We start from the raw sequence: 24,380 nt of genomic DNA on the forward strand, positions 1-24,380 counted from the left end.
AATTTACTTAAGTATTACGCAGTGTGTAGATTTTTCCACTGATAAAAAGAATTAACTCTCTCCAAGATGACTGATCATGAGAATGTTCGAAATGAAATGTTTTTTCGTTAGACTCCTCCCCTTCAAAAGCATCAGAAATAATCACGTCGGCATCCTTTACATCAAAGGTGAATTCGAGCGTTGAATCCCCAAAAATCGTAAGTAGATTGTTTTTAATAAAGTCATAAATAAAATGATTGATAGAATGCTGGATGAAGATTTTTAACTTAGCTTCTCTCTCTCCGCTTTTCAAAATAGAATGGAAGAACTTTGCCATAAAAGAGATAAGACCGGCATTCATATGTTTGCGTAACAAGGGTTCTTTGAGAAGTGTCTCTTTCACGAAGGAACGATAAGATGATTCATCAGCAGAGAACCATTTTGCCTTAGAATCAATCGTATCATCAACAAGAAATTTTCTAAAATTAATTCCAATAAATCGAATATAGATCAAGCAAATCATCAGTAAATAATAATTTTCCAGATAACTACTAGGTGATAGTTTTACTTTGTAAGTAGCTAAAAGCTTGTCTAAAATTCGTGTAGTTAGCTCAGCTAATGGCAATTTTGACTGGATAAGTGCTTGGGCAATCACTTGTCTTTCTTCAACTGAGTCAATATTGGCAATGAGAAATCTCGATAAAAAACCAAAAAAATAGGCTTCATCTGTTTGATTGACCCGTTCAAGATCTACATTTTCTAAACTTGAAAATAATTTAGTTGGTCCCACTGACTCGAAATAGGTCAGATAACTCATAAATTCTTGCGATAAGGTCAATCTTTCTTTTCTATAAAGCACACGCCAGTAGGTGACATTTTGAAAATATCTAAGTCTGACTTGTTGTGAAGGTGAAAGTCTTTGAGCATTTACAGCTAGTGGAAGTGTTTGATAAGAACTTGGCGTTTTCTCAAAAGGCCATTCTAGTCCTTTAAAAACATTCCAGAATAAAACGAACCCTAAAACACGGAGGTTTAGTTCAGCTCCTTGAAAATTTGTTTTATAGATAGAAGGAGAAAAAGAAATAGTCAAATCAAAAGGACGCAAAAGTTTATTTAAAAACGTTAAATTTGAGTAAACATGGGATGGACTTAAGTTCAAATCCTGAGCTAATGCTTCGACAGAAATATAGTGTCGTTTTAAAAGAGCTTCTAGAACCGAAAATTTTTGAGAGACTCTTATGTAATACAGGCGCATTGAGTCTAGGACATAACTAAAAGTCAGTGAAGGAGCTAATTCAATAGTATAAAAGAGCTTCTTTTTTTTGATTGTTACTTGACCTTGTGTAAAGACCGTATGTAAATCATCGCTAAGTTGTTTTTTATAACGGTAGAAGGTTTTGCTCGAAATATTGAATAAATCCATCATTTGTTGCGTGGTTGCACCGGTTTTAGCGTAGAGAAGTTGTTTTAATAACTCGAAACGAAGGGTTTCGTTCTTCTTCATAAAAATAGTTTCCATGTCATTTTAACAACACCTTTCAAAATCTTGAAACTATCATAACATGGATAGTTATTAAGCGTATATTATTAGCATTTATACAAAAAACATAGTTGAGATTTTCAATAACTTCTTAGGGGTGAAACGATATTGAAAACAAAATAAAATGAAATATTATAGTATTATTTTTGAGGGTTTGATATAAAAAAAATATATATTTGAGTAAAAGACATAATACATAGAAGAAGGAGCAGAGGATATAGATGTGTAACATAGGAATGCTTTCTTTAGGAAATGCTGAAGAAAGTAGAATCGACATAGAGGAAATTAAAGAAAAACATACAATTGTTAAAATAACCGAGAATTTGGAGTCACTAGAGACCCTTCACGCAGTCATTATTTTAGAAGAAAATATCAGTGATTTAAGTATGATCTGTGAATTGATCTCCAAGATAAGGCAGAAGTCAGCTTGCTATATTTGGGTCATGACCGCTACAGAAAAATCAGTTGGAAAGTTAGTTTATTTACAATTAGGAGCGGATGAAGTTTTTGATTTAAGCAGAGAAGCGAAAGAAATTGCCTTTATCGTGGAAAATTCTTTGCTAAGGATTAAACGTCTTTACGTCAAAGAAGCGGCTGCTGCCGAAAATCATCATACCGAAGAACTACTTAAGCTGATACCAACCAATGTTAGTGTGATGATTGAGGGGAACAAAGAAATCGTCTTAACAAAATTAGAATTTCAAATGTTGGAATTACTATTACGACATTCAGGAACAGCCGTTAGCTACGAAATGATTTTTCAGGAAATGTGGAAAGCTGGCACAGTAGAAAATAAGCAATACAGAATTGCAAATGTGGTCTATCACTTGCGCAGAAAAATCGAAAAGAATGTTAAAAAACCAATTTTTATAAAAACTGTGCGATCTAAAGGCTATATGCTGAATATATGATGAACCAAACAATGTAACAATAGTAAGTAAAAAAAATGAGCTAAGAAGGTGAAAAGAACGAATGAAAAACAAATTACTAATTGTAATCGGGATAATTATTTTAGCGAGTGTAGGATCACCATGTTTTGCATCTGAGGCAGATAGCGAAGTAGGGATTTTCTTTACTGAAAAAAATTCATTGCCAAAAGAAGCGAACGTAGTGGAACAACCAAAACAAGGTAGCGTGGAGTACAACAACCGAGTATTACCTAAAACGGGTGAAGCCAATGGAAATATATGGTTATTTTTAGGCAGCGTTGTTTTATCTGGATTCTTTTTAACTAGAAAAAGAGAGTTCAACCATAAAAAATAGCTAAAACGATGAAAGGAGCACTATAAATGAGAACAAAAAAAATCACACCGACGAATCAATCATTTATTTCGCTGTTCTTACCAATTTGATAAAAGGGTTGTAAGATTTTATAAGTTAGTAAAGAACAGACAAAATTAACAGAATGAGGAGAATAGAAATGAGTAAAATGAGTTTAAAGCAAGGGATAATGGCAGGAATGTTAGCAGTATCACTGTTGGCGGCAAACACAACAGTACTTGCGGAGGAAGCAACGACTGGAAATGATAAACCTGGAACAGAAGCGTCTTCTAAAGGCTACATCAAATTAACACCAAATAAAGGAGAAGAGTCACCAGAAATACTTGTTCCAAAAGAAGAAGAAAACGAAGAGCCAGATAGTGAAACAACTTCAACAGGTAACAAAGGCCCACTAACGATTGATACGATTTCAGTGTTAGACTTTGGTTCGTTTGAATTATCTGGAACAACTGAAATATATTCAGTAAGCAATAAGGTTGAAGGAATCAAAACGAAAAAAGTACAAGTCACAGACCGCCGTGGAACGGGTGCTGGTTGGACCTTAAAAGTAAAATCTTCAGAATTCACAGATGAAACAGATACTAAGAAAATTTTAAAAGGTGCGACATTGTCGTTTCCACTAGGGCGCATGGACAAAACAGAGGGAAATACATCTTCAGAGCCAACGAAAGAGGATAACGTTACTTTGATGACAGGTGATGCAGAAGTTAAGACGTTTATGACAGCTGCAGCAGGTGCAGGTTTAGGATCATGGATGAATGTAATGAATTCTGACGAAGTTAAAATCGAAGTGCCGGCCGGGAATTTAGCGGGTAGTTATTCAGCTACTTTAGAATGGTCATTGGCAAACATACCAACAGCAGACACACCAACAGTAGACTAAAAATAGAATAAACTAAAGGAGATTTTTTTATGAAATTTATTAAAATAACAACATTATTATCACTATCAGCAATCGCTTTAATGGGTGCATCACAAGTTACTTTTGCAGAAGATGCACCAGCTGGAGGGGACACACCAGCAAAAAATCCAACGTCAAAAGGTATTGTCAAATTGACTGCAGGAGATGGTTCTGCTATAACACCTCCAATCGATAAGGACACTCCAGACGAAGATATAACAAACCAACATGGACCATTATCAATTGATGTTGCGCCAAACTTTGATTTTGGTACAGATAAAATCGGGGTAGGAACAACGGATTATCCAATTAAAAATACAAACAATCCTTATGCGCAAGTAACTGACTCTCGCGGAACGGGTAGCGGTTGGCATTTACGAGCTAAAATCACAGAATTTGAAACAGCGGATAAAAGTAATAAGTTAACAGGTGCAACACTTACTTTAGTATCTAAAGAACTTCAAACAACCAATCCACAAGGTGTGGCATTCAGAGCGCCAGTGGCTGAGAGTATTACATTAAATGATTCACCACAAAACTTACTATCTGCTGCTGCGGGAAATGGTTTGGGAACTTGGGCTAATTACTTCGATAAAGATGCATCTAAATTAACAATTCCAGGTGGTAACCTTATTGGTGAGTATACAGCAACGCTTGAATGGTCATTGGCTACGACGCCTGATGCTAAATAACCAGATAATTGAAGGAAAATGTTTTCAGTTGGAGGAGTAGAATGAAAAAAAGAAGTGTACTGAATTTGATAGTTTTATTCTTTTTACTGCTTACTCTACAAACGGTAGAGGTAGATGCCAGCCAAGTAAACTCCAAAGATAACTATATTGAATTCAAAGAGAATACGAGTAGCAAACCGCCGCTAGATCCTCTTGACCCTAACAACCCAACACCACCGATGCCAATAGATCCATTAGATCCAATGAATAAAGGGACGGGGAATGTAGGTGCGTTGACAATCGATTATGTTCCGAGCATTAAGTTTGGCAAACAACAATTAGCCAATGGGGATAAAAACTATTTTGCTCAGAACCAAGATCCTTTTATTCAGGTTACTGATTTACGAGGCGCAGGGACTGGTTGGAATTTAACTGCCCAAGTTTCTAAATTTATGAACAGCGATGGTACAAAAGAATTAAAAGGTGCGGTTTTATCTTTTAAAGAAGGTGCCATAAAGACACGTTCAGGAAATGTATCATCTGCTCCAGAGGGGTATGACCTAGTCTTTGATAGTCAAGATACATATACTTTGATGCAGGCTGGAGAAGGTAGCGGTAAAGGAACATGGTTGGATGTTTTTTCAGGGGAAGCGAATAATAACGAAAAAATGCAATTACTCGTCCTTGAAGGCTCGGCAGAAACCAATGTACGTTATACAGCAATAATTAACTGGGCACTGTCTGATGTACCAAAACCAGTAAGTAATGAGTAAACGAGCATATCATATAGTGCAGTGCAGCTGCTATGTTTGTTTTGACATTTAGGTGAGTGAAGAAATTCACTCACCTTATTGATAAAAAGTGATGGAAGGATAACAAATTAATGCAAAGAAAATTAAAAGCCGCACTGTTTACGTTAAGTATCATAGTGGCATCATTACTATTGCCGCAAGTAGTAGCAGCAAAAGAAGAATCTGGAGAAGCTAATTTCTCAGCAAGAGCAGAGATTCCAGAGAATCAAGTAGATAAAAATCAAACATACTTTGACTTAAAAATGCAGCCAGGAATGGAGCAAGATTTAACGTTAGTATTGACTAATCCAACAAAAGAAACAGTCAGTGTAACCGTTGAGCCAAATGTTGCGACGACCAATAAAAATGGTGAAATGGATTTTACTCAGCATCCAAAAAAACAAGACAATACCTTACAATATCCATTTACAGAGTTGATCTCCGACAAACAAGTTGTTGAACTTGCTTCAAATGAAACAAAAAATGTGACCTTCAAACTGAAAATGCCGCAAGAAAACATAGAAGGCATAATATTAGGTGGTTTTTACCTCTATAAAAATATCAGTGAAGAAGAGGAGAAAGCGGAAGCAAACGTTCAAATAAAAAATCGGTACTCCTATGTAATCGGTGCAAAACTAACGGTTGATGACCAAAAAGTAAAACCCGATGTTGTATTAAATGAAATCAAACCAGATTTGTTGAACTATCGAACAGTCGTGACGGCTAATCTTCAAAACATCAAGCCAACGATGATCGGTAAGTTTAAAGTAGAAGCAAAAATCTATCAAAAAGATAAAACAGAAGTGCTGCATGAAACAACAAAAGAAAATATGAGTATGGCACCAAATTCAAACTTCGATTTTCCAATTAGTTGGGACAATCAACGCTTAGAACCAGGAACGTATCGCTTGAAACTTCATGCAAGCTCTAAGGATGAAAACTGGGCGTTTGACAAAGAATTTACGATTGAGAAAACAGATAGTGATCGATTGAATAAAGAGGCTGTTGAGTTAGAGGAACAACCAATAAATTGGTATTTAGTGATTGGTGTGGGTGTAGTCATAATTGTATGCCTAATTGGTTGTGTAATGATTTATAAGAACAACAAAAAGAAAAAAGAGAACCTAAAAAGGAAAAAAACGGGACCAAAAAAAAGAAAGAAAAAAATCGCTAAAAAATAATTATAGTGTGTGAATAACTGTAATAATCAGTTTTAAGAAAACTATAAGTATAGTGCCCCCGTTAAAGTTAAGCAGAAGGAAAAATGAGTAAACAATTTTGAAAAAAAGAAATGCATAATTTTGAACGTAGAAATTACGGGAAGACGCAATATGAGAATAGGAGGTTTCCCACTAAATGAAGCAAATAAAAAAAAGGCGATATTTGCTATTGATTGGTATTATAGCAGTATTTACTTTCGTTTACATAAATATACAATCAGGTATCAGCGCTAATGAAAAAGAAGTTGTTAAGAAAACAAATACTGCTCCAATTGCTGATAAAACAAGTTTGTTGAGGGCAAATACTGGAATAGGCAACCCTCCAGAACATGTATTCTTAGACGGGATTTTCCAATTACCAGCTATTTCAGATAGTACCTTGATTGGAAATGTTGTTCAAGTAACAGACAATAAAATTAATCAAGAAGGGGCTATTTGGTCAACGCCAAATAATCTATTGGATTTAACAAAGAACTTTGAACTTGAAGCTTATCTTTATTTTGGGAATAAAAGGACAGACAATGGGGACGGTATGACCTTTGCTATGCACAATGATCCCGAAAGATTAACGTCTAAAAGAGGGATAATGGGAGAGCATCTAGGTGTTTATGGAAAGTATGATCCAACAACAAAGAAATATGCAGTCGGGGCGTTAGAAAATAGCTTCGCTGTTGAATTTGACACTTATTACAATGAGAAAGGGATGGATGGTTTTTTATCTTATTTTAGCTACTTTGGTAATGCGCACATAGCACATGCTTTTCCTGGTAGAGAAGATTCATATAGTCAAGTTTATGCAAACAAAGCATCCTTGAACCATTTATCACCCCAAATTCACAAAACGTTAGCTAACGATCAATGGAATAAATTCACTGTTTTTTGGGATAGTGAAAAAAATGTATTGACCTATCAATATGGTAGTTCACCTCAAGTAGTTGTCCCTATTGATCCTCAAGTGATTTTTGGCACGAATGACGTGATTTGGGGATTCACTGGTTCAACAGGTGGCTCGACGCAGTATAGCCGCGTTGTATTTACGAAGGTTCCAGGTCTAGTTAATGCGAAGTCAAACATTACAGCGGTTGATAGTACGGGAAACCCTATAGAGGGAAAATCACTTAAAGCTAGACAAAAGGTGACCTATACCGCAGAAGTCACCTATGAATCAGGGAAGCAAGATTGGTTTGATGTGTCAGGGGTAGCGAATCTGAATGACTCTGTGGATTATGTTCCTGGTTCACTGAAAGTAGATGGTGTCCCTATTGATGACACGTCCTTCATTGAGAGCAAGCGAATCTCTTTAGGCGATCTGTCTTTAACATCTACTACCAGAAAAATATCGTTTGAAGCACAAACGAAAGAATTGACGGCGAATCAAAATGTTTCAGATACGATCAGTTTTGCTGGAAAAAACTATATGTCAAATCCGGAGACGTTTAATTACCAAATCACCGCAAGTACTGTTAAGGATAGTCTAGAGATAGACCCAATCGCGCCTTTCAATAAGAGTATTGATATTACGGGGAATTGGTCACTCAAAAACCTCAGAAAATTGAAGTCACTGATCTATCAAGTAGATGGTGGAGCAACAATTCTTTTACCAAAAGAAACCTATGCAACAAACGATGAGGAATTTAACTCATGGAAACTACAATTATCGCAAGAGTTGATTGATTCCTTGGATGTAAAAAAAGAACATGTCTTAACCGTGACGGGTATTCCAGAACAACCATTGTCCGGGCAACCAGAAATTCAAGCTACTGCAAAATTCGCTATAAAACCACAACAAGTAACATTAGACACTGCGATTACAGATAAAGCAACTTCGATCGAAGGCATTGGAACGCCTGGATTAACCATCCAGTTAAGAGATGAACAAGACAAACTTATCAAAGAAACAACCGTTGATCCGGAAGGAAAGTTTGTTTTAAGTCCACTAGTACGAATGAAAGAAGGCACAAAGGTAAACTTGATTCAAAAAAGCCAATTTGCTATTAGTGAACCTTTGGACGCCACTGTTGAACATTTAGAATTAGCGCCTAAATTAGTCGTTGAAGGTGATGGTGAAACAACAACCATTTTAAATGGAGCAGATTTTACGATCAAAACGCAAGTTTCTGGTGAAGAAGCGGATGATTTAGTGTTGAAATATGCGATTAATGGTGTTGCGAATGACTCGATGACTGAAATTATCGCAAATCCTACAATCAATGAAGTTCATACAAGAACTGCAACATTAAAAGCAGAAACGTTACCTATTGGAGAGTACAGTCTGACTGTTGTAGCTGAGTGGAAGAAAAGTGGGATGAAGTCTACTGTTGGAAAAATAAACTTATTAGTAGTAGCGGGAACGATGTCCTTCAGTAAAGTACCGGAAGAAGTCAGCTTTGAACAAGGAGCGATTACAAATAAACCACAAACGTTGGCTAGAAAAGCTGGTTGGGATATTCAAATAGAAGACTTCCGAGGAAAAGGAAGTAAAACAACGCTTTACGCTAAATTGACAGGCGATTTTAAAACGAAAGAAAACCATGTCATTACCAATTCATTGATTTATGTGAACCAAAATAATCAAGCCACACCAATACCTGTGGATAGTAGTATTAAAGTATTTGAACGAGAAACAACAGAGACTTTTGCGAATGTAGCTGTTGATTGGCAAGCGAATCAAGGTGTTCTCTTTGAGTTGAAACCTGGAAATTATAGCGGAACTTATCAAGGGGAGATTGAGTGGACGCTGTTAGATATTCCGAAAGAGTGAATGAATACAAATTAAATAACAGTTCCAATTGATCGAAGAAGGTATATATCAACACTGTTCAAATAGACGCTCAATGATAGTAGTTATATTAGAGAGGAGGCAAAAGTGGATGAAAAAAAGGTTGGTAATTGCAGGGTGCTTCTTCTCTATAGCGATAGCTATAGGTGTTTGGCAGAATCCCAATTTGATCAAAGCTAATACAATTGCAGAAGAGCCCTTATCTAAGGGGAATTCAGAAATTGAATCAACAGAAACAATAAGAAAACTCCCAGAAATGAAGTCAGCAGATGGCTATGTTGAAAATCCTGAATTGGAAGGCTGGACAAAGATAAAAGGGAAAAGTCCGACAGGAAGTTTAGCTGTTTCTGATGAGGTTAGTTTGCAGTACAAGTTTCAACCAACAATGACAGCTGAACCCAGTCAAAGTACTGATAAATATGCTTTTTTTCCTAATGTTTATTTACTAGATAAAGGGAAAGAAATTGGTGCATTACATGGGTATAAGACACAACCTTTAGGGACATTCCCCGTCGGATTGGTATTTGGTAGCGAAAACTCGCTTAAAACGGATGATAAAATAAATGGGGAAAATATCTTAAATCCCAAATATTATGCAAAGTACAGCTCGAGTCAAACGATAGAAGCGCTAATGTTTAAAGGAGAATCCTTAACAGATCCCAACAACAAATCAAAAACGTATAGCAAGTCCAAGTTTGACATCACGATCATCATGACGCCGTCAAACAAAGCGATAAGAATAGATACCTTTGTCAAAAATAATTCTGATCCCACTCTTGTTCAAGACAGTTGGTATGACGAGACGATTTTATATACGATGATGGATACGTATCTAGTCAATGATTCAGTACCTGTTCGTTTTATAGGAGGAAATCGGGGATTGTACATCGAAAATCCTAGTTCCACGGATAAAGCCGTCACCTATCGCTTGAATTACAATTTTAATGTATCTAACCCAGTTAGTAACTGGAAGGCGGGTAAGTATAAGCTGCCAGCGACTTCTGATGGACAACCTGTCTTTAACCCTATTCATGGTGGTTTCCCAACATATGATGCCCCTGGTGCAGAAATTTTAAATGGTGTAGCTGGTGAAGATGCTTACGATGCTTATCCTAACAATATACCTCAAACGATCGATACAGCAATCTTTATGAAATCAGCTAGACAAGCTTTTCCAATTGGCTCAGTTATGGGTTATTCCTATAGTGTAGGAATAGATAAAAAAGATGAAAATGCCCCTCCTGTTCCAGTAAATGACGGCTTGATTTTAAAATTAGATAAAAGCCGAGATACTTATTCGGGGGAAGGGAAAGGTTATACAATATCGGGAATATTTAATGATGAGACAACAATGTTCATCGATGAAATTACTTATTCTATTGGCAATTTAAACGATATGAAAGCTGGCTTATCATGGATTCGTAATGAAGAGCCGGGAAAAGATGTGCCATTCAGTTTTTTAATCGATAAAACAGAACTAAAACAGGGACAAAATATCATTTTCCTTAAAGCTAAGAATATAAATGGCATAGAGTCTGAAATCGTTGCGATGATACTAGAAGCCGACTTACCTAATCCGCCGAGTATTTCTGCCAATCTAGTCATAGATAAAGCTGAAATCCTAGAAGGGGAAAAAGTCACGTTTACGTCGACCATCCAAAATACAGCCGCGGCGCCATCAATTTGGGACGATGTGGTTTATGAAACAACAGATGCTTTTCCTACTACTATCAATGTTGATTTAAAAACAGTCAAATTGAACAATGTAGCAGTGCCAGCTTCTGATATTACATTTGGCACAGATCGAAAACTGAAAGTGAGCCTGGGAAATGTCGAGCCGAATACCGAACTAAAACTGACCTATGATGTTCTATCCATTATTGCTGACCCAATATTGACCAGCTCTTTTGACGTGAGTCAGGCATTTAAAGTCAGCGGAACGACATCAAATGGTGAAGTAGCAGAAAGTACATCTGGGGAATTAAAGACATTCACCGTTAAACCAAGAGCTGCGAAACTTACACTCCTACATTTAGAAGAAGGAACGAGCCCTGAAAATGAACTTTACAAAGAAGAACCTAAAGAAGGCTTGATAGGAGAGAAAGTTGTGATAACTTCTCATCCAACCGAAGACTATATTTTAAGTAAAGTGCTGATTGATGGACAAGAAAAAACGCCCGTACCAGAAGCTGATTTTGAAGTGATCTATGGAGAGGTCAAAGAAGTCAAATTTTATTATAAAGGTGTCTTAAGACTTAATTCAGTTCCAAAAATCATGGATTTTGGGCAGCATGAGGCAACGTTTAGAAAAGTTCGTGTAAACCAACCAGATTTAGCTGGTCAGAAATTAGCCATAACAGATACCCGACGAAGCAAAAAAGAATGGACACTAAAAGCGGTTTTAATACAAGAATTCACTAATATTGATGATCCAAACTCACAGATGGCTGGGATTCTGCGTTATAACACAGGATCACAAGAGAGCGAAACTATTTTTGAGCTGAACAAAGTAGAAGAACTGATGCGACATACAAATGATTCTAAGAGTGAATTTGTTGTAAGCGATACTTGGAGTGAAGCTGGTTTTGGGTTCAAAATGGAAGTACCAAATGGCGGAGGGAAAATTGGGAAATATCAAGCCCGTATCGAATATCAATTGGGCGATACCCCATGATGAAGGAGATTGGCAAATGAAAAAGAGAAAAGGAATTTGTCTTTTCATCACCTCTATTCTATTCAGCATGATGCTGTTCATTTTTCCGATGGAAAGTCTTGGAAGTGAAGGTGCCGTTCAGACAAAGGGCGAAGTAACGTTAATTAATGGAACGACTGCAACAAGTGGAAGTCCCACAGCAACCACAAAAGACTCATCACTGCCCAATACAAATGGCAAAGGACAGAGTCAAAAACCAATCGGTCGATTCCCTTCTACAGGTGAGCTGGTACAGAAAAGTTTACTCATTAGCGGGCTATTAGTATTGTTGATTTTTTTGACGGCTTATTATTTAAGAAAGCAACGTGAAAGGAAGGATGGATGATGAATAAAAAATCAATACTTATCCTGATCTTTCTGATAGCTACTCTAGCCACGAGACCACGTATTGCTAAGGCTACGGTTCATTCAGGCAGTGCAGTGTTTGAAGTTGAAAAGCCTAAGTCTGATCTCTCTCAGATTCAAGATCCAGAAGATAATAAAGTAATCGTAAATCCTGGAGAGAGTCCCCGAACAGAAGGAGATTTAAGAATCGACTTTGTCCCTTACTTAAATTTTAGTACAGTCGAAATGACAGACGATAGAAGTGTGTTACCTGTTAATGCACAATTGTTTCACGATAGTGACCAGGTTCGAGGCAACTTTATTCAAATAACCGATCAACGAGAAACCCCTAGCGGTTGGACGATTCAATTAAGACAAGAAACGCAATTTAAACAACTGATGAAGCAAGGTGCCCAGTTAAAAGGTGCGACCATTTCATTTGATCATACGTGGACGAATTCTGCCACGAACAGTCAATACTCACCAGAAGTATCAAAAGAAGTGATTCAAATGAACCATGTTGGTGAGACCTATACAATAGCGACTGCAAAAGCTGAACAAGGCATGGGAACTTGGAGTATCATATTTGGTGCGTCAAAAGAAAATACACATAAGCAACAACCAACCGTATTTCCCCGCATCGACAATACTGGCAACATAATCGAAGATCCAGTATTCAAGAAACCTAGCTATGTAAATAATGCAGTCAACTTAACCATTCCCAAAACTTCTGAAAATGAAGCGGGAACCTACTCAACAGTGTTAACTTGGATAATAGCCGAGTTGCCATAAATACAACCAAATTTTAGGAGGAAATACAAATGAAATTCACACACAAATTATGCGGAACAATCTTATTAGCAGCATTAGCTACAACGGCAGTTACAGGAACAGTGGTAGCAGCTGAGCCTCAGCCAGACAGCGTAATGGGCAACAATGCTGGGCAAGTTGAATTTACAGACGCAACATATGAAGCGGAAACAGATAACCCAGTACCTGACACAGACGAAAAAGATCCAGAGAAACAACCAAACGGGAAATTCTTAATGCGTAAAGTGACACCATTAGACTTTGGTAAAGCGGAAGCAAGTGCAACCAAAGAAATCACGTCATTTGCTAAAACATATGTGCCTGCTGGGAATCCTAAAGCAGAATCTGCTAACTATGTACGTTTCAAAGATGATCGCCAAGTAGATGATCACACATACCAATTAACAGCTAAAATAACAAAACAATTTGAATTTAAAGACGGCGAAACACTAAGAAAATTAGACAATGCAACAATCACTTATGGTCACCAACGTTTACTTGATGCTGCTGAAAATGGTATCCAAAATCCAGGCGAATCAGGATTACACCACGATGCAGTAGTGAAATTCGGTGAGTCTACACCAATTTTCACGAATACTGGTGCAAAAGGCCGAGGAGATTACTTCATCGCTTTCGGTAAACTAGGTGATACGGCTAAACCAGGCGATAATGCAGTTAAATTAACGGTTCCATCTGGTACAGATGTTCGTACTGGAACATACAATGCCACAGTCACTTGGACACTTTCAGAAACACCATTAAAATAAAAAGGTAACGCAAACGAAAGTAAGCTCACCGGTTAAAAAAATCGGTGAGTTTTTTTAAGAAAGGTTGATGTATAGATGAACAAAAGAAATACGTTTTTATTAATCTGTTTATTTTACATAGTTAGTATCATTGTGACAACAGAGAAAACATATGCTACTGAAGCAATCGCAACACCCTATACTTATACGGTGGTCAAACCAGAAAATCAAGAAGGGGACGTTGGGTATTTTAATTTACGTATGACACCTGGGAAAAAACAAAAAGTTCAAGTAGAACTGAAAAATGATGTAGCTAAAGAAGTCACTGTTGGTGTAGAAATCAGCCAAGCGAAAACAAATTCAAATGGTGTGATTGAATTTGGACCAAGCCCAATTAAAGACGATTCATCGCTGAAATTTGACTTGAAAAAAATTGTGACAGGACCTGAGAAAGTTGTCCTTCCACCAAAGCAAAAAAAAGTATTAGAATTAACAATCGATATGCCCGAAACAAGTTATGACGGTATTTTGACTGGTGGAATTCACTTGAAAGTGATCCCAACCAAAGAAGAAGAGGAAGAAAAAAAGAAGCAAAAAGGAGTTATCAATGAGTATGCTTATCTGATTGGTTTAGTTTTGAAAGAAACAGACACAGCTATCGAACCAGAATTAGAACTAAATAACGTTTATCCAGGATTATCAAATTATCGTAATGCTATATTTATTAACTATTCAAATATACAGCCAGATTTTGTCAATAATATGGAAGTAGAAGCTCAAGTGATGAAAGAGGGTTCCAGTGAAATTTTGTATGAAACCAAGAAAATCAAAATGCGAATGGCCCCTAATTCGATGATCGACTTTCCTATCCTAATGAATTCTGAAAAGATGGAACCCGGTGTTTACAATGCTCATATCCTTGTAAGCAATCAAGAAAAGAAATGGGAATGGACGAAAAAATTTAAAATCACAAAAGAAGAAGCCGATAAATATAACGCGCAAGATGTGACCTTGATTCAAGAAAGAGGGATCGATTGGGGATTGATCGGTCTGATTGTTTCTGGGATTATGGCTGTTTTTGTCCTCATTTTCTTCATTGTTCGAGTAATCAACAACAGTAAAAAAAAGAAAAGAAAGCAGAAGCAAAGTAAAAAAAATAGCTGAGGAGGCCTGACTAAATGAGTGTATTGGATTGGCTGTTTATTGGGCTATTATCGAGTGGTATCGTATCTAACCTTGTACTTCTGTTTGTGAGTACGCGCTTTTTCTCTATTAAGCGAACGTTAAAAATGTTGAACCGAAAACGACCAAAAACGAAACAAAAAAGACGTTGGCTAAAAAAGAAAAAATATCGACTTCAAAAACAAAAACGCATTTTTCTCAGATGGCTGTTGTTTCTTGCCATTTTTGGGATAGTAACTATTTGCGGAGCATTGTATGTACGTTACTATCAATCAACGAATTTAACGGCAGAAGATTCTAATATGATTGTGCAAAGTTATTTTGTCACGGAAGAGGTAAATACAAACTTAAAAGATATCGAAAAAGGTGGCAGTATCGATAAAATCCAACCGAAGTTAAGAGAGGTCAGTTCCTTATTAGTGAGTTACGGGAATCGAAATCTAGCACAAGGAATGTCAGAGGAAGGAACCTCTTTATTGATTCGATATAAAGCCATGATGAAAGAAATCGGGACGAATATTTACGCCTTAAGTAGTGAGGATTTAGCGAATGCTCAACTTAATTCTAATTATCAAAAAGATCTAGAAAAGTTAACACAAAGCCGTAAGAAGGTTTTTGACTATTTTAAAATCAACGAATTAGCTTTAAAACAAAAAAAGTAAGTCAGTTGAGGTGAAATGTAGTGAATAAAAAAAAGACAATTCCCTCTACAAAGAAGCGGCCGAAGAAACGAAAACAATCGACGACTGCTTCTATACATAAGCGTTCTAATGAAAAAAACATAAAGAAAGGTAAGCGTATAAGACAACCTCAGCAAAAACGAAAAAAGCGGAGGACTAGGAAAAAAATTAAACCATTTTTGATAGAACTAGGTATTACGATGGTGATTAGTATACTTCTGTTTAGCTTCTTTCGAATAGTCATATTCGCTGTTCCTAGGGTTAACGGATACAGTATGACCATGACTTTGACTGAAGGGGATCGGCTTTTTGTGAATAAGTTAGCCCCTATAAAAAGGTACGATCTGATTTATTTTATTCATCCATTGACCAAAGAAAAAGTAATCCAACGTGTGATTGGTCTTCAAGGAGAGTCATTATACTATCAAAATGATCAACTATTCATCAATGGAGAAATAAAAAATGAACGCTTTTTAGCAACTTCGATTACACAGGCTGCAAAAGAGGATCACTTATATACCAACGATTTTACACTGTTGGAAAAGACAGGGGGATCTATGGTGCCAAAAGATAGTTATTTTGTGATGGTGGACAATCGAATGTATGAAACAGATAGTCGAGAATTTGGTTTTATACAAGTGAGTGATGTCATCGGGGTCGTAAAATTGAAATGGTTCCCCCTCCATCAAATGCAAAAATTTTGATTCACTAAGTAAAATATGAAAAGAGGCACATCTTTTATGAACAGAAGAATACGTGTGATGACGCTATTAATCGTATGTTTACTCCCTATAGTACTCATTTCTGGGTGTAAGAAAGAGAAGACTTTACCAAAAAAATCTCAAGAACTGTTATGGAGAGCCGAAAGAACCAAGCCGTTTGGTGTTTTCGAATATAGTGATCTGTCTAAAGAAGAAGCTGAAACGATTCTAAAAGAAAAATTTGCGGTATCGTTGTCTACTTTGACCAAAAAAACAGAAGCAATCTTAGATGAAGAATTCCTGAAAGATACAGGAGCAAGAGGCTCCGTAAGCTATACGATCGATGCAAAAGAAAACAAATTACAAGTACGTGGCTTTTATCCTTATGAGCAAGGGGGCACTATGCAGGCATTTGCTTACATTGATTCAGAATACCACTATCTTCCCGAAAAAAAACAAGCAATTTTAGCGGACCAAACGATTACACTTTCAAATTATGAAGAATCATCCGCTTTTCAAAGCGAAAATGTAGAGGTATTATTAAAAAAATTAGGGGAACTCGTTCGAGTGGAAAATTTGACGATTGCACTAACGCAGCTGAAAGAGAGCGAAAAAGAGGTCAAATCTAAAGAATTGGAAGTCTCAGATAATGGGGAGGATGCATATAAGAAAAAAAATATTCGTTCGTCTTTGTATGTGGGAATTGATGAAAAATCAGAAATCAAAGAAATATATGCTCGTCTAACGGATTACAGAGAATAGCGTTACTAAATAGTTATTTTTTCCTCAAACTTCCTGTATAATATTCTAATCAAAGTAAAAGAGGAGTTTATCAGATGGAAATAGATAATCTGCTGTCCATAACGACTAGACAAGAATTGCGTAACTGGTTAGAAGCAAACAGCACAACCGAAAAATACTGTTGGATCATCGTTAGTATCAAGCCGGAATCCAATAAAATCCAATATTTGGATGCTGTAGAAGAAGCGCTATGCTTCGGCTGGATCGACGGTATCAAAAAGAAAGTCTCTGAAACGCAAACTGCTCAACGACTTTCACCAAGGGCCAAAAAAAGTCCGTGGACGGAACTGAATAAAGAACGTGCCCGCCGTCTAGAAAGAGTAGGTTTGATGACCATGCAAGGCAGAAATGTTCTGCCTGATATGACAGAAGCGTCGTTTCAAATAGATGAAATCATAGAGAAAAGACTTAAAGAAAATCTTGAGGTCTATGAAGAATTCCTAAAACTTCCTGAATTATATCGGCGTATTCGTATTGATACGATTCAAAGCTATAAACATCAGCCGGAGTTATTTGAGAAGCGTTTGGCTAAATTTCTAGAGAATACAAAGGCTGCAAAAATGTATGGCGCTTGGCATGATGAAGGACGGTTACTTGAATAAATAGCAAAAAAGAGGATGGGACAGGAGTGTTTATTTCCGAAGGGATTGCTTCTGCTCCCACCGTTTATTCGGTTTCCATGTGAGTGGGATATGACTCGAAGAGTTATGTCCCACTCACTTTTTTTACTTGCCTTGAAGTCCACTTCATGGTTTATGATAAACACGACGAATAGAAGTGAGGGGAAAACTATGATCAAAACATTATATCTGATGAGACACGGGGAAACACTATTTAATCAACAGAAAAAAATTCAAGGCTGGTGTGATTCACCACTGACAGCAAAAGGAATTAGACAAGCACAAATAGCAGGGAATTATTTCAAGAAGCATCATATCATTTTTGATAATGCATATGCTTCAACATCTGAGCGAGCAAGCGATACATTAGAACAAGTCACTGATATGCCTTATAAAAGAGTAAAGGGACTGAAAGAATGGAATTTTGGTCGGTTTGAATCAGAGAGTGAATCACTGAATCCGCCATTACCATATGGCAATTTTTTTGCTGGCTATGGTGGGGAGGAAGAATGTCAATTTAGGGAACGAGTATCTGAAACCTTGCTGGAAATCATGATAGAGGCAGGCGAAACTGTTTTAGCTGTGTCTCATGGTGCATCCTGTCGGCAATTTATGCGAAACTGGGCACATACCAGTGAAGTAGATCAAAAGGATCGGCTAGGAAATTGCTGTATTTTGAAATTTGAATTTGAGCATGATACATTTAAATTAATGGAAATCATCAATCACGATTTTTCAAGTTTTGGATAAGTGATAGAAGGAGCCGCTGAACTGATTAGCTTAATGACCATCGGTGAAAAATACCATAAAATAGTAAACAATAGAAAATTATGTTCAAAAAATTTGTGGTTTCTACAATTTTTTGAACGTGATTTTTTTATATAAAATAGGGAATAGATTGCTTACCTTGTTTAAGTAAGAATTCTTTGAAATACTGATAAATCAACGTTGTACGAATTGTTTCAGCATAGAAGTATTGAAAGAAACTGTACGTAAAAGAAAATAGTAATAAATGTACTTATTTAGAAAAGGACCAAGATAAGCTTTTCTTTGGAAAAAACTGAATTGTAAAGATAGGTTTAGTGTGGTAAAGTCAATGTTCATCAAAATGTAGTTAGAAGGAGAACTGTAGAAATGAAACAAAAAAAATGGGCAAGTATTGTGTCATTTATGGTGATGGTTATCTTACTGGTTTTTACTCACTTTGATCATGCAGAAGCATTTGAATTGCCTCAACTAGATTCTCTAGTTAAGGCAGATAGAGCTAGTATGCCCGGTGAATTAGTCACTGATTATCAACTACTCCAAGAAGATGGCCAACAAGTAGACATGAATACGTCATTGAAAATAGGCGAAACTTATCTTGTTTCTATGAGATACCATCTAAAAGAATTCGACAATAATCAAGAAATTTATGATCATAATATTATTTTTTCGTTTAACAGAGGCTTGGAGTATGTGGAAGACTCATTTTATATTGGTTCCAGCCATTTGCCTCCGACTCATCTGGATGATGAAAGTCTTGCTAGTATCATGCCTGATTTTCCAAATGAAATGAATCTTCCTTTTTCAGGGGTACTATCAGGTGATTTAGAAGTATTTTACCATTTCAAAGTAAAAGTAGATACTATTACTGGAGCTGTTGATCTGCCAGGTTTGATCACGGGCGAAACTGCAGATGGTGCTGGTGGTGTCAAGCCGCTTGAGCCGATCACGCTATCTTTAGCCACGCCCAACTTTTTTGTAGCGCCTGATTTTAATCTGCTGCTAGCAGTTAGTAATTCAGAAGCCAAAGTAGGAGATATTTTGACGTATACCTTAGTAGTAGAAAATAACGGAGGAAAAGTTGGGGAAAGTGTTCTTAAAAATAGTTTACCAACAGGTGCTGAATATCTTCCTAATTCGACTAAAATCAATGAATCTTTAGTTGACGATAGTGCTTGGAATGGTCGTGAATTTGCCTATTCGTTTACTGATATCCCTGAAAACGAAAAAATAACACTAAATTATCAAGTAAAAGTAACTGGAGAAAATCAGCCTTCAATCGAGCAAAATATGTCATTAGAAGGTGTGACTAGTCGCGATCAACAACCCTATGTATTCCAATCTGATACTGTCACAACAACCATAGTCAACGTTCCTAAGCTATCAAGTGTTACGGCCAATTTCAAAGATGAAGAAGATAATATATTAAAGCCAAGTATTACTATAACAGGAGAAGTTGGAACTGATTATGAAATTGATAAGGAGATTACAGGTTATCAGTTAAAAGAAGTAGTCGGAGATGACAAAGGAATTTTTACAGATCAACCTAGGGAACTAACGTATATTTATGAAAAAGTAAAGACAGCGCCAATTGAGCAGAAAACAATTAATACAAATGAAAAACAGCTGCAAATAAAGGAACAAAAAAATTCAGAATTACCCAAAACAGGAGAACTAGAACAAAATAAAATAGTCTTATTTACTGGAATGAGTAGTCTACTTCTATTTAGTTTGCTTTTTGAGTTGTAAATGAAAAAAAGAAAATAATACAGTAAAAAGAGCCGAACATCACTACTTTTGAGTTGTGTCCGGCTCTTTTTAATTGTTATGGTGGCTTTTTTAAAAGGTTACTTTTGGCTATTTCGATACAAAATATCTTCCGAATCGCCACTTGACCAAATTTTACCAGAAGTCGCATCAAAATCTTCGTGTTCTAATTGGATACAGCGGATACGCTGGTTATTGTATGTTTTATAATAATAATTCAACGAGCTGTTGACTATCACAGAAGTATATTGTGTATAGTCATAAGCTTGTGTCGTTTTGACAACCCCTTTAGGAATATCAACATTAGCAAGCACATGGAACATAGAGGTAACACCGTCTAATTCAGTTTGAACATCCTGTAAGCAAGCCTTTAAGAAAACCGCTCTGACAAATCTTGATGGCGGCGTAAAGTCACCTGGGAGACCGAAGGCACCTGCTCCTTCACCAAAAGGTTTCATCACCATATCTTTTAAATGTACTTCTGTTTTTTGTTCGGGTTGAAGTCCGATGTAATTTCTTAAATTTGTCGTATGCCATTTGTAGTCAGGACTATTTGTCATAACGCCGATCGTATTTTCATGAATGTGTAGAGTTTGTTCCGTATATTCAATAACAATACTTTTACCAGTTTTATCTGTGATGACCCAATGAAGAGGCAAGACGATTCCTAAAAAATCTAGAGCTGTGTTTTCAACTTGAGCATTTTCCATGGTACGTGTTACTTCTTCAACAGTGGAGCACGTAGAAAGTAAAAATGGGACAACATCATGCGGCGCTAGGGTATATTTTTTAGCGGTATCCTGACTATTATAATCAGCATAGCCTGAAAAATAGAGAGCAGCACAGGAAAGGCCTTTTTCGTTTAAGCCATCAGCAAAAACAAAGTGCTCTTTATCTACTTGTCGCGCCATTCCTACAAAGGCATAGTCATTTTTACGATCGTAGCTTTCGTCATTAACGAATACAAATTTATTCCGCGGAATAAACGTTGGTTCGGCCTCAAGAACAACCGCAAAATCCATTGTTCTTGCCAATAAAACATGTTGATCTTTCGTCATCATCGTAATACTTGTACACATCGATTATCGCTCCCTCTTTTTTATAAAATAAAAGCTATATCTAAAAAAATAAGATTATAGAATAATTTAAGCTAAAGTGAACTTTCTAAAAGTTTAACGTAGTTTAAATTTATAATCAAATAAATAGAATAGGAATTCCAATTGCTAAATGTGGGTGGAAGTGTATCAGTATTTACTTTTTTATTATAATGCTATGATTGATTTATATATTATTTAGTTATCTATTCGAGGGGGAATTCTGATGGTGGGAGAAGGTTTTACTAAAAGGAGCGATTTAAGAGTGTTTGTTCATTTAAGTAGTCTGATTTATCTGGCTATATTACTATTCTTAGTGATCAATCAGCGCGGTTTTATTGAAAACATTCTGCGGAAATCTTTTCGAATCACGGTCAATAATGTACTGACTTTTTTTTCATCTAAAGATTGGCAAGCGGGACTGTCAGACAAAATCAGTCAAGTAGTCACTAATTTGAGCGTACTGTTTATTATCCAGAGTGTTGTTGTATTAGCTGGATTAGCGCTTGTAGGCTCTCTTTTGTGGCGATTAAGAAAAACGGACCAGTGGCATTTGAGTGAGAAATTGTTAGTGTTGGGTTATTTATTTTTAGTGAGTGCTCTTTTAACGCTCTTGACAAAAATGACAATAGAAACATATCAAACATATACCGTGATCGATCAGCGAATTAATAGTTTGAGTGTACAAGAGCTCAATAGTTTTCATAAAAAACTTTCAGATATTTTTCATCAGTCTACGTTTACGTTAGATCAGTTGATTCCAAGTGTCATGTCCTTATTAGAGCAATTGAAAGAATTGATTCATACAACCAGAAACATCGCTGGTATTCCAACTCTTGTTCAGGAAACGTGGGAACAGTTACTTATCTTGAAGAATTGGCTGGTTGGACTAAGTTTTAGTGCTGTTGCAATCATTATAGCAGGTCATATTGCTGAAGGACTTCGTATGTTTAAAAATAGTCAGTGGGTAGAAGAGAAATTACGGCAGACAAAACGAAGTCGTCAAATAGAGTTGAATGAACGGTTGGTGGAAGTGATCGAACAGCAGCAACAACTGATCGAACTTTTGTCAAAGGACAAATAAAAGTAGTAATCAAACGGAAAACGAGGCAGGGACATAACTCTATGAGTTATATCCCTGCCTCTACAAATCCGAATAAACGGTGGGCACAGAAGTAAATCCTTCTTATTTCTCGGAGTTAAATCCATCTGTCCCAACCTCATTTTCATTATGGACGTTTTAGTAGCAGATAACATTAGTTCCATTTTCTAGAGAATAGAAAATAGTTAAGCTTTTTTAATCCGCACATCAAAATTTTCTCTAAGTGTGTCTTCTTTGAAAATCACATCTGCTACATCCTTAGCAGTGATTCTCATTTCTTTCGTTAATTCAAAACCACCAGGGAGATCGTTTCGTTTCGCTTCTTTTTTCTCATCAGTGATCACAGGCGGATTATCCAATGGGAAATAACCAACAAAAATATCCTTCTCTTTTAGCTCTTGATTTAGGTGTGTCATCAACATTTTCAACGCAGCTTGAGCAGTTCCCATGATTCCCGTATATGGATAAGCAATTCGATCTGATTGTCCACTAGAAATCAAAACAGAGCCATGAGCTTCCTCTAAATAAGGCAACACATGTTGAACAGAAGTTAAGACTGAAGTGACTCTTAATTGTAAAAATAAAGAGAATAATGATTCAGGTGCCTCTGTCATTGGCATGTATGATTTACCTAAAGGTCCTGGAACATTATAGAAATAAGTAGTCAGACCATCAAGCTGTTCAACAAGGCGATCGATGGCTTGATTTAATGCGTCTGTATTACTTGCGTCAGCAGTTTCATAGTAGACAGTGATGCCATCTTGTTCAAGTTCAGCTTTCAACTCAACTAAAACAGACTCCGAAATATTGATCAATCCTATTTTGTATCCTTCAGAACCATATTTTTTAGCTGTTTCATAGCCAACTCCTGGACCTGCACCTACGACAATAATTGATTTACTCATAAAAAACATCCTTTCGTTGTGTCATTAAATTACTTCCACAGGATAGCATCACTTTTATCGATTGTCTGTGTAAATCAGTTTAAGGAGAAAAGAGTAACATCGTAAAACCTTGAATATAAAGGGTTTTAAGGTTGTTTTTATTTGAGAAAATAGAGGGATTTAGATGTGTAATCAGTACTTTTTTGTATGTGTGTTTGCTTTATGAGGTGAAACTAACTATAATAACCTTCAAACAAGCAACAGAAAGCAGGCTTTGGAATGAACGACTATGTAAAGTATAAAAACGAGTTGAATACAGTCTCGCTGGGTTCGTTTAATGCCAATGAATTTAACTTATTTTTTGCCCTATTAAGTAAAACAAAAGAAGAGCAGCATGAACAAATTTATTTGACGTGGGATGATTTAAAACGATTGGCTCACTATACTTCAACGTCTAATGCTAGATTTTTAAAGGATTTAAATAGTATGGCTCAAAAACTGACCCATACGAACTATCTTCATATGTATACAGATGATGAACAGGTTGGATTAGAACGTTTTATGATCTTTGAGGATTTTAGGTTTCTTACACATGAGAAAGCAATCAAAGCTCGTTTTAATCCAAAGTTCACTTGTCTCTTAAATCAAGTAAATACAAATGCGACTTGTTTTTCTTTAGAAGAATTTATTTCACTGAAAAAGAAGTATGCCAAAAATCTATATCGGTTGTTAAAACAGGCAGAAAAAAAAGGCTATTGGGAAGTATCGTTTGAGACATTGTCTTTTTTACTTGGGATTCCTAAAAATTACCAAGTTGGCCAAATCGATCAGAAGATTTTAAAACCATCACTTGAGGAGTTGAGTCGATATTTTAGGCATTTAGACGTTGAAAAAAAGTATAGTGATACACAAGGGAATAAAGTCTTAGGATATCGGTTTAAATTCGACAAGCTCAGATAATAACATAGAAAGAAAAGAAAAAAGAAGTCACTATAAAATGTACCGACCCCCAAAAGTTAGACCTGAAAA

At 36.4% G+C, this 24,380-nt stretch carries 23 protein-coding genes; 20 read left to right on the top strand and 3 right to left on the bottom strand.

What is annotated here, in order from left to right; genetic code table 11:
* Nucleotides 1-7 precede the first annotated feature (7 nt).
* A complete protein-coding gene (locus AC4BB5_RS01435; RefSeq protein ID WP_490457676.1) occupies nucleotides 8-1,483 on the bottom strand; it encodes a helix-turn-helix domain-containing protein in 1,476 nt (491 codons plus the stop codon).
* Between the two features lie 257 nt (nucleotides 1,484-1,740).
* On the opposite strand from AC4BB5_RS01435, the gene AC4BB5_RS01440 reads away from it, so the two are divergent.
* The 18 genes from AC4BB5_RS01440 to AC4BB5_RS01525 all read left to right on the top strand — a co-directional run bounded on the left by AC4BB5_RS01440 (nucleotide 1,741) and on the right by AC4BB5_RS01525 (nucleotide 20,253).
* A complete protein-coding gene (locus tag AC4BB5_RS01440; protein ID WP_490457677.1) occupies nucleotides 1,741-2,430 on the top strand; it encodes a DNA-binding response regulator in 690 nt (229 codons plus the stop codon).
* Between the two features lie 61 nt (nucleotides 2,431-2,491).
* A complete protein-coding gene (locus tag AC4BB5_RS01445; protein ID WP_490457678.1) occupies nucleotides 2,492-2,782 on the top strand; it encodes an LPXTG cell wall anchor domain-containing protein in 291 nt (96 codons plus the stop codon).
* A 157-nt stretch (nucleotides 2,783-2,939) separates the two neighbouring features.
* Entirely contained in the window at nucleotides 2,940-3,683 is a 744-nt protein-coding gene (locus tag AC4BB5_RS01450) for a WxL domain-containing protein (RefSeq protein ID WP_490457679.1), read from the top strand.
* Between the two features lie 29 nt (nucleotides 3,684-3,712).
* Nucleotides 3,713-4,393: a WxL domain-containing protein gene (locus tag AC4BB5_RS01455; RefSeq protein ID WP_490457680.1), complete on the top strand. Its 681-nt coding sequence runs from the start codon at nucleotides 3,713-3,715 to the stop codon at nucleotides 4,391-4,393.
* A gap of 41 nt (nucleotides 4,394-4,434) precedes the next feature.
* On the top strand, nucleotides 4,435-5,145 hold the full coding sequence (locus AC4BB5_RS01460) for a WxL domain-containing protein (protein ID WP_490457681.1): 711 nt from the start codon (nucleotides 4,435-4,437) through the stop codon (nucleotides 5,143-5,145).
* Between the two features lie 110 nt (nucleotides 5,146-5,255).
* Nucleotides 5,256-6,344 carry a WxLIP family cell surface protein gene (locus AC4BB5_RS01465; RefSeq protein ID WP_490457682.1) on the top strand — a complete coding sequence of 363 codons (1,089 nt, stop codon included), beginning with the start codon at nucleotides 5,256-5,258 and terminating at the stop codon, nucleotides 6,342-6,344.
* Nucleotides 6,345-6,519: 175 nt separating this feature from the next.
* Entirely contained in the window at nucleotides 6,520-9,144 is a 2,625-nt protein-coding gene (locus AC4BB5_RS01470; RefSeq protein WP_490457683.1) for a lectin-like domain-containing protein, read from the top strand.
* Nucleotides 9,145-9,253: 109 nt separating this feature from the next.
* Nucleotides 9,254-11,836: a hypothetical protein gene (locus AC4BB5_RS01475; RefSeq protein ID WP_490457684.1), complete on the top strand. Its 2,583-nt coding sequence runs from the start codon at nucleotides 9,254-9,256 to the stop codon at nucleotides 11,834-11,836.
* Between the two features lie 16 nt (nucleotides 11,837-11,852).
* Entirely contained in the window at nucleotides 11,853-12,200 is a 348-nt protein-coding gene (locus tag AC4BB5_RS01480) for an EF2685/EF0750 family sortase-dependent surface protein (protein WP_490457685.1), read from the top strand.
* On the top strand, nucleotides 12,197-12,991 hold the full coding sequence (locus tag AC4BB5_RS01485; RefSeq protein ID WP_490457686.1) for a WxL domain-containing protein: 795 nt from the start codon (nucleotides 12,197-12,199) through the stop codon (nucleotides 12,989-12,991). Before AC4BB5_RS01480 ends, AC4BB5_RS01485 begins: the two co-directional genes overlap by 4 nt.
* Before the next feature lie 29 nt (nucleotides 12,992-13,020).
* The gene (locus AC4BB5_RS01490) at nucleotides 13,021-13,776 is read left to right on the top strand and encodes a WxL domain-containing protein (protein ID WP_490457687.1); all 756 of its coding nucleotides are present in this window, start codon (nucleotides 13,021-13,023) and stop codon (nucleotides 13,774-13,776) included.
* Between the two features lie 75 nt (nucleotides 13,777-13,851).
* Nucleotides 13,852-14,919: a WxLIP family cell surface protein gene (locus AC4BB5_RS01495; protein ID WP_490457688.1), complete on the top strand. Its 1,068-nt coding sequence runs from the start codon at nucleotides 13,852-13,854 to the stop codon at nucleotides 14,917-14,919.
* Between the two features lie 14 nt (nucleotides 14,920-14,933).
* Entirely contained in the window at nucleotides 14,934-15,599 is a 666-nt protein-coding gene (locus AC4BB5_RS01500; RefSeq protein ID WP_490457689.1) for a hypothetical protein, read from the top strand.
* 20 nt (nucleotides 15,600-15,619) lie between these two features.
* Entirely contained in the window at nucleotides 15,620-16,321 is a 702-nt protein-coding gene (lepB, locus tag AC4BB5_RS01505) for a signal peptidase I (RefSeq protein WP_490457690.1), read from the top strand.
* A 36-nt stretch (nucleotides 16,322-16,357) separates the two neighbouring features.
* Nucleotides 16,358-17,080 (top strand): hypothetical protein, encoded by a 723-nt coding sequence (locus tag AC4BB5_RS01510; RefSeq protein WP_490457691.1) that lies wholly within the window; start codon nucleotides 16,358-16,360, stop codon nucleotides 17,078-17,080.
* 74 nt (nucleotides 17,081-17,154) lie between these two features.
* Nucleotides 17,155-17,721, top strand: a complete 567-nt coding sequence (locus tag AC4BB5_RS01515) for a YdeI/OmpD-associated family protein (RefSeq protein WP_490457692.1) — start codon at nucleotides 17,155-17,157, stop codon at nucleotides 17,719-17,721.
* Nucleotides 17,722-17,910: 189 nt separating this feature from the next.
* Entirely contained in the window at nucleotides 17,911-18,489 is a 579-nt protein-coding gene (locus AC4BB5_RS01520; RefSeq protein ID WP_490457693.1) for a histidine phosphatase family protein, read from the top strand.
* Between the two features lie 384 nt (nucleotides 18,490-18,873).
* Nucleotides 18,874-20,253, top strand: coding sequence for a MucBP domain-containing protein (locus AC4BB5_RS01525; RefSeq protein ID WP_490457694.1), 1,380 nt, complete (start codon nucleotides 18,874-18,876; stop codon nucleotides 20,251-20,253).
* 98 nt (nucleotides 20,254-20,351) lie between these two features.
* On the opposite strand, the gene AC4BB5_RS01530 is transcribed toward AC4BB5_RS01525, so the two are convergent.
* Nucleotides 20,352-21,350 carry a linear amide C-N hydrolase gene (locus AC4BB5_RS01530; RefSeq protein ID WP_490457695.1) on the bottom strand — a complete coding sequence of 333 codons (999 nt, stop codon included), beginning with the start codon at nucleotides 21,348-21,350 and terminating at the stop codon, nucleotides 20,352-20,354.
* Nucleotides 21,351-21,591: 241 nt separating this feature from the next.
* Here AC4BB5_RS01530 and AC4BB5_RS01535 point away from each other — a divergent pair, with 241 nt between their 5' ends.
* Nucleotides 21,592-22,449 (top strand): hypothetical protein, encoded by an 858-nt coding sequence (locus AC4BB5_RS01535; protein ID WP_490457696.1) that lies wholly within the window; start codon nucleotides 21,592-21,594, stop codon nucleotides 22,447-22,449.
* Nucleotides 22,450-22,652: 203 nt separating this feature from the next.
* Here the strand turns inward: AC4BB5_RS01535 and AC4BB5_RS01540 are convergent, their stop codons facing one another.
* Nucleotides 22,653-23,372, bottom strand: coding sequence for an SDR family NAD(P)-dependent oxidoreductase (locus tag AC4BB5_RS01540; RefSeq protein WP_490457697.1), 720 nt, complete (start codon nucleotides 23,370-23,372; stop codon nucleotides 22,653-22,655).
* 258 nt (nucleotides 23,373-23,630) lie between these two features.
* Here AC4BB5_RS01540 and AC4BB5_RS01545 point away from each other — a divergent pair, with 258 nt between their 5' ends.
* Nucleotides 23,631-24,311, top strand: a complete 681-nt coding sequence (locus AC4BB5_RS01545; protein WP_490457698.1) for a replication initiation protein — start codon at nucleotides 23,631-23,633, stop codon at nucleotides 24,309-24,311.
* Nucleotides 24,312-24,380 lie beyond the last annotated feature (69 nt).

Source organism: Enterococcus sp. AMC1252, from assembly GCF_058216515.1.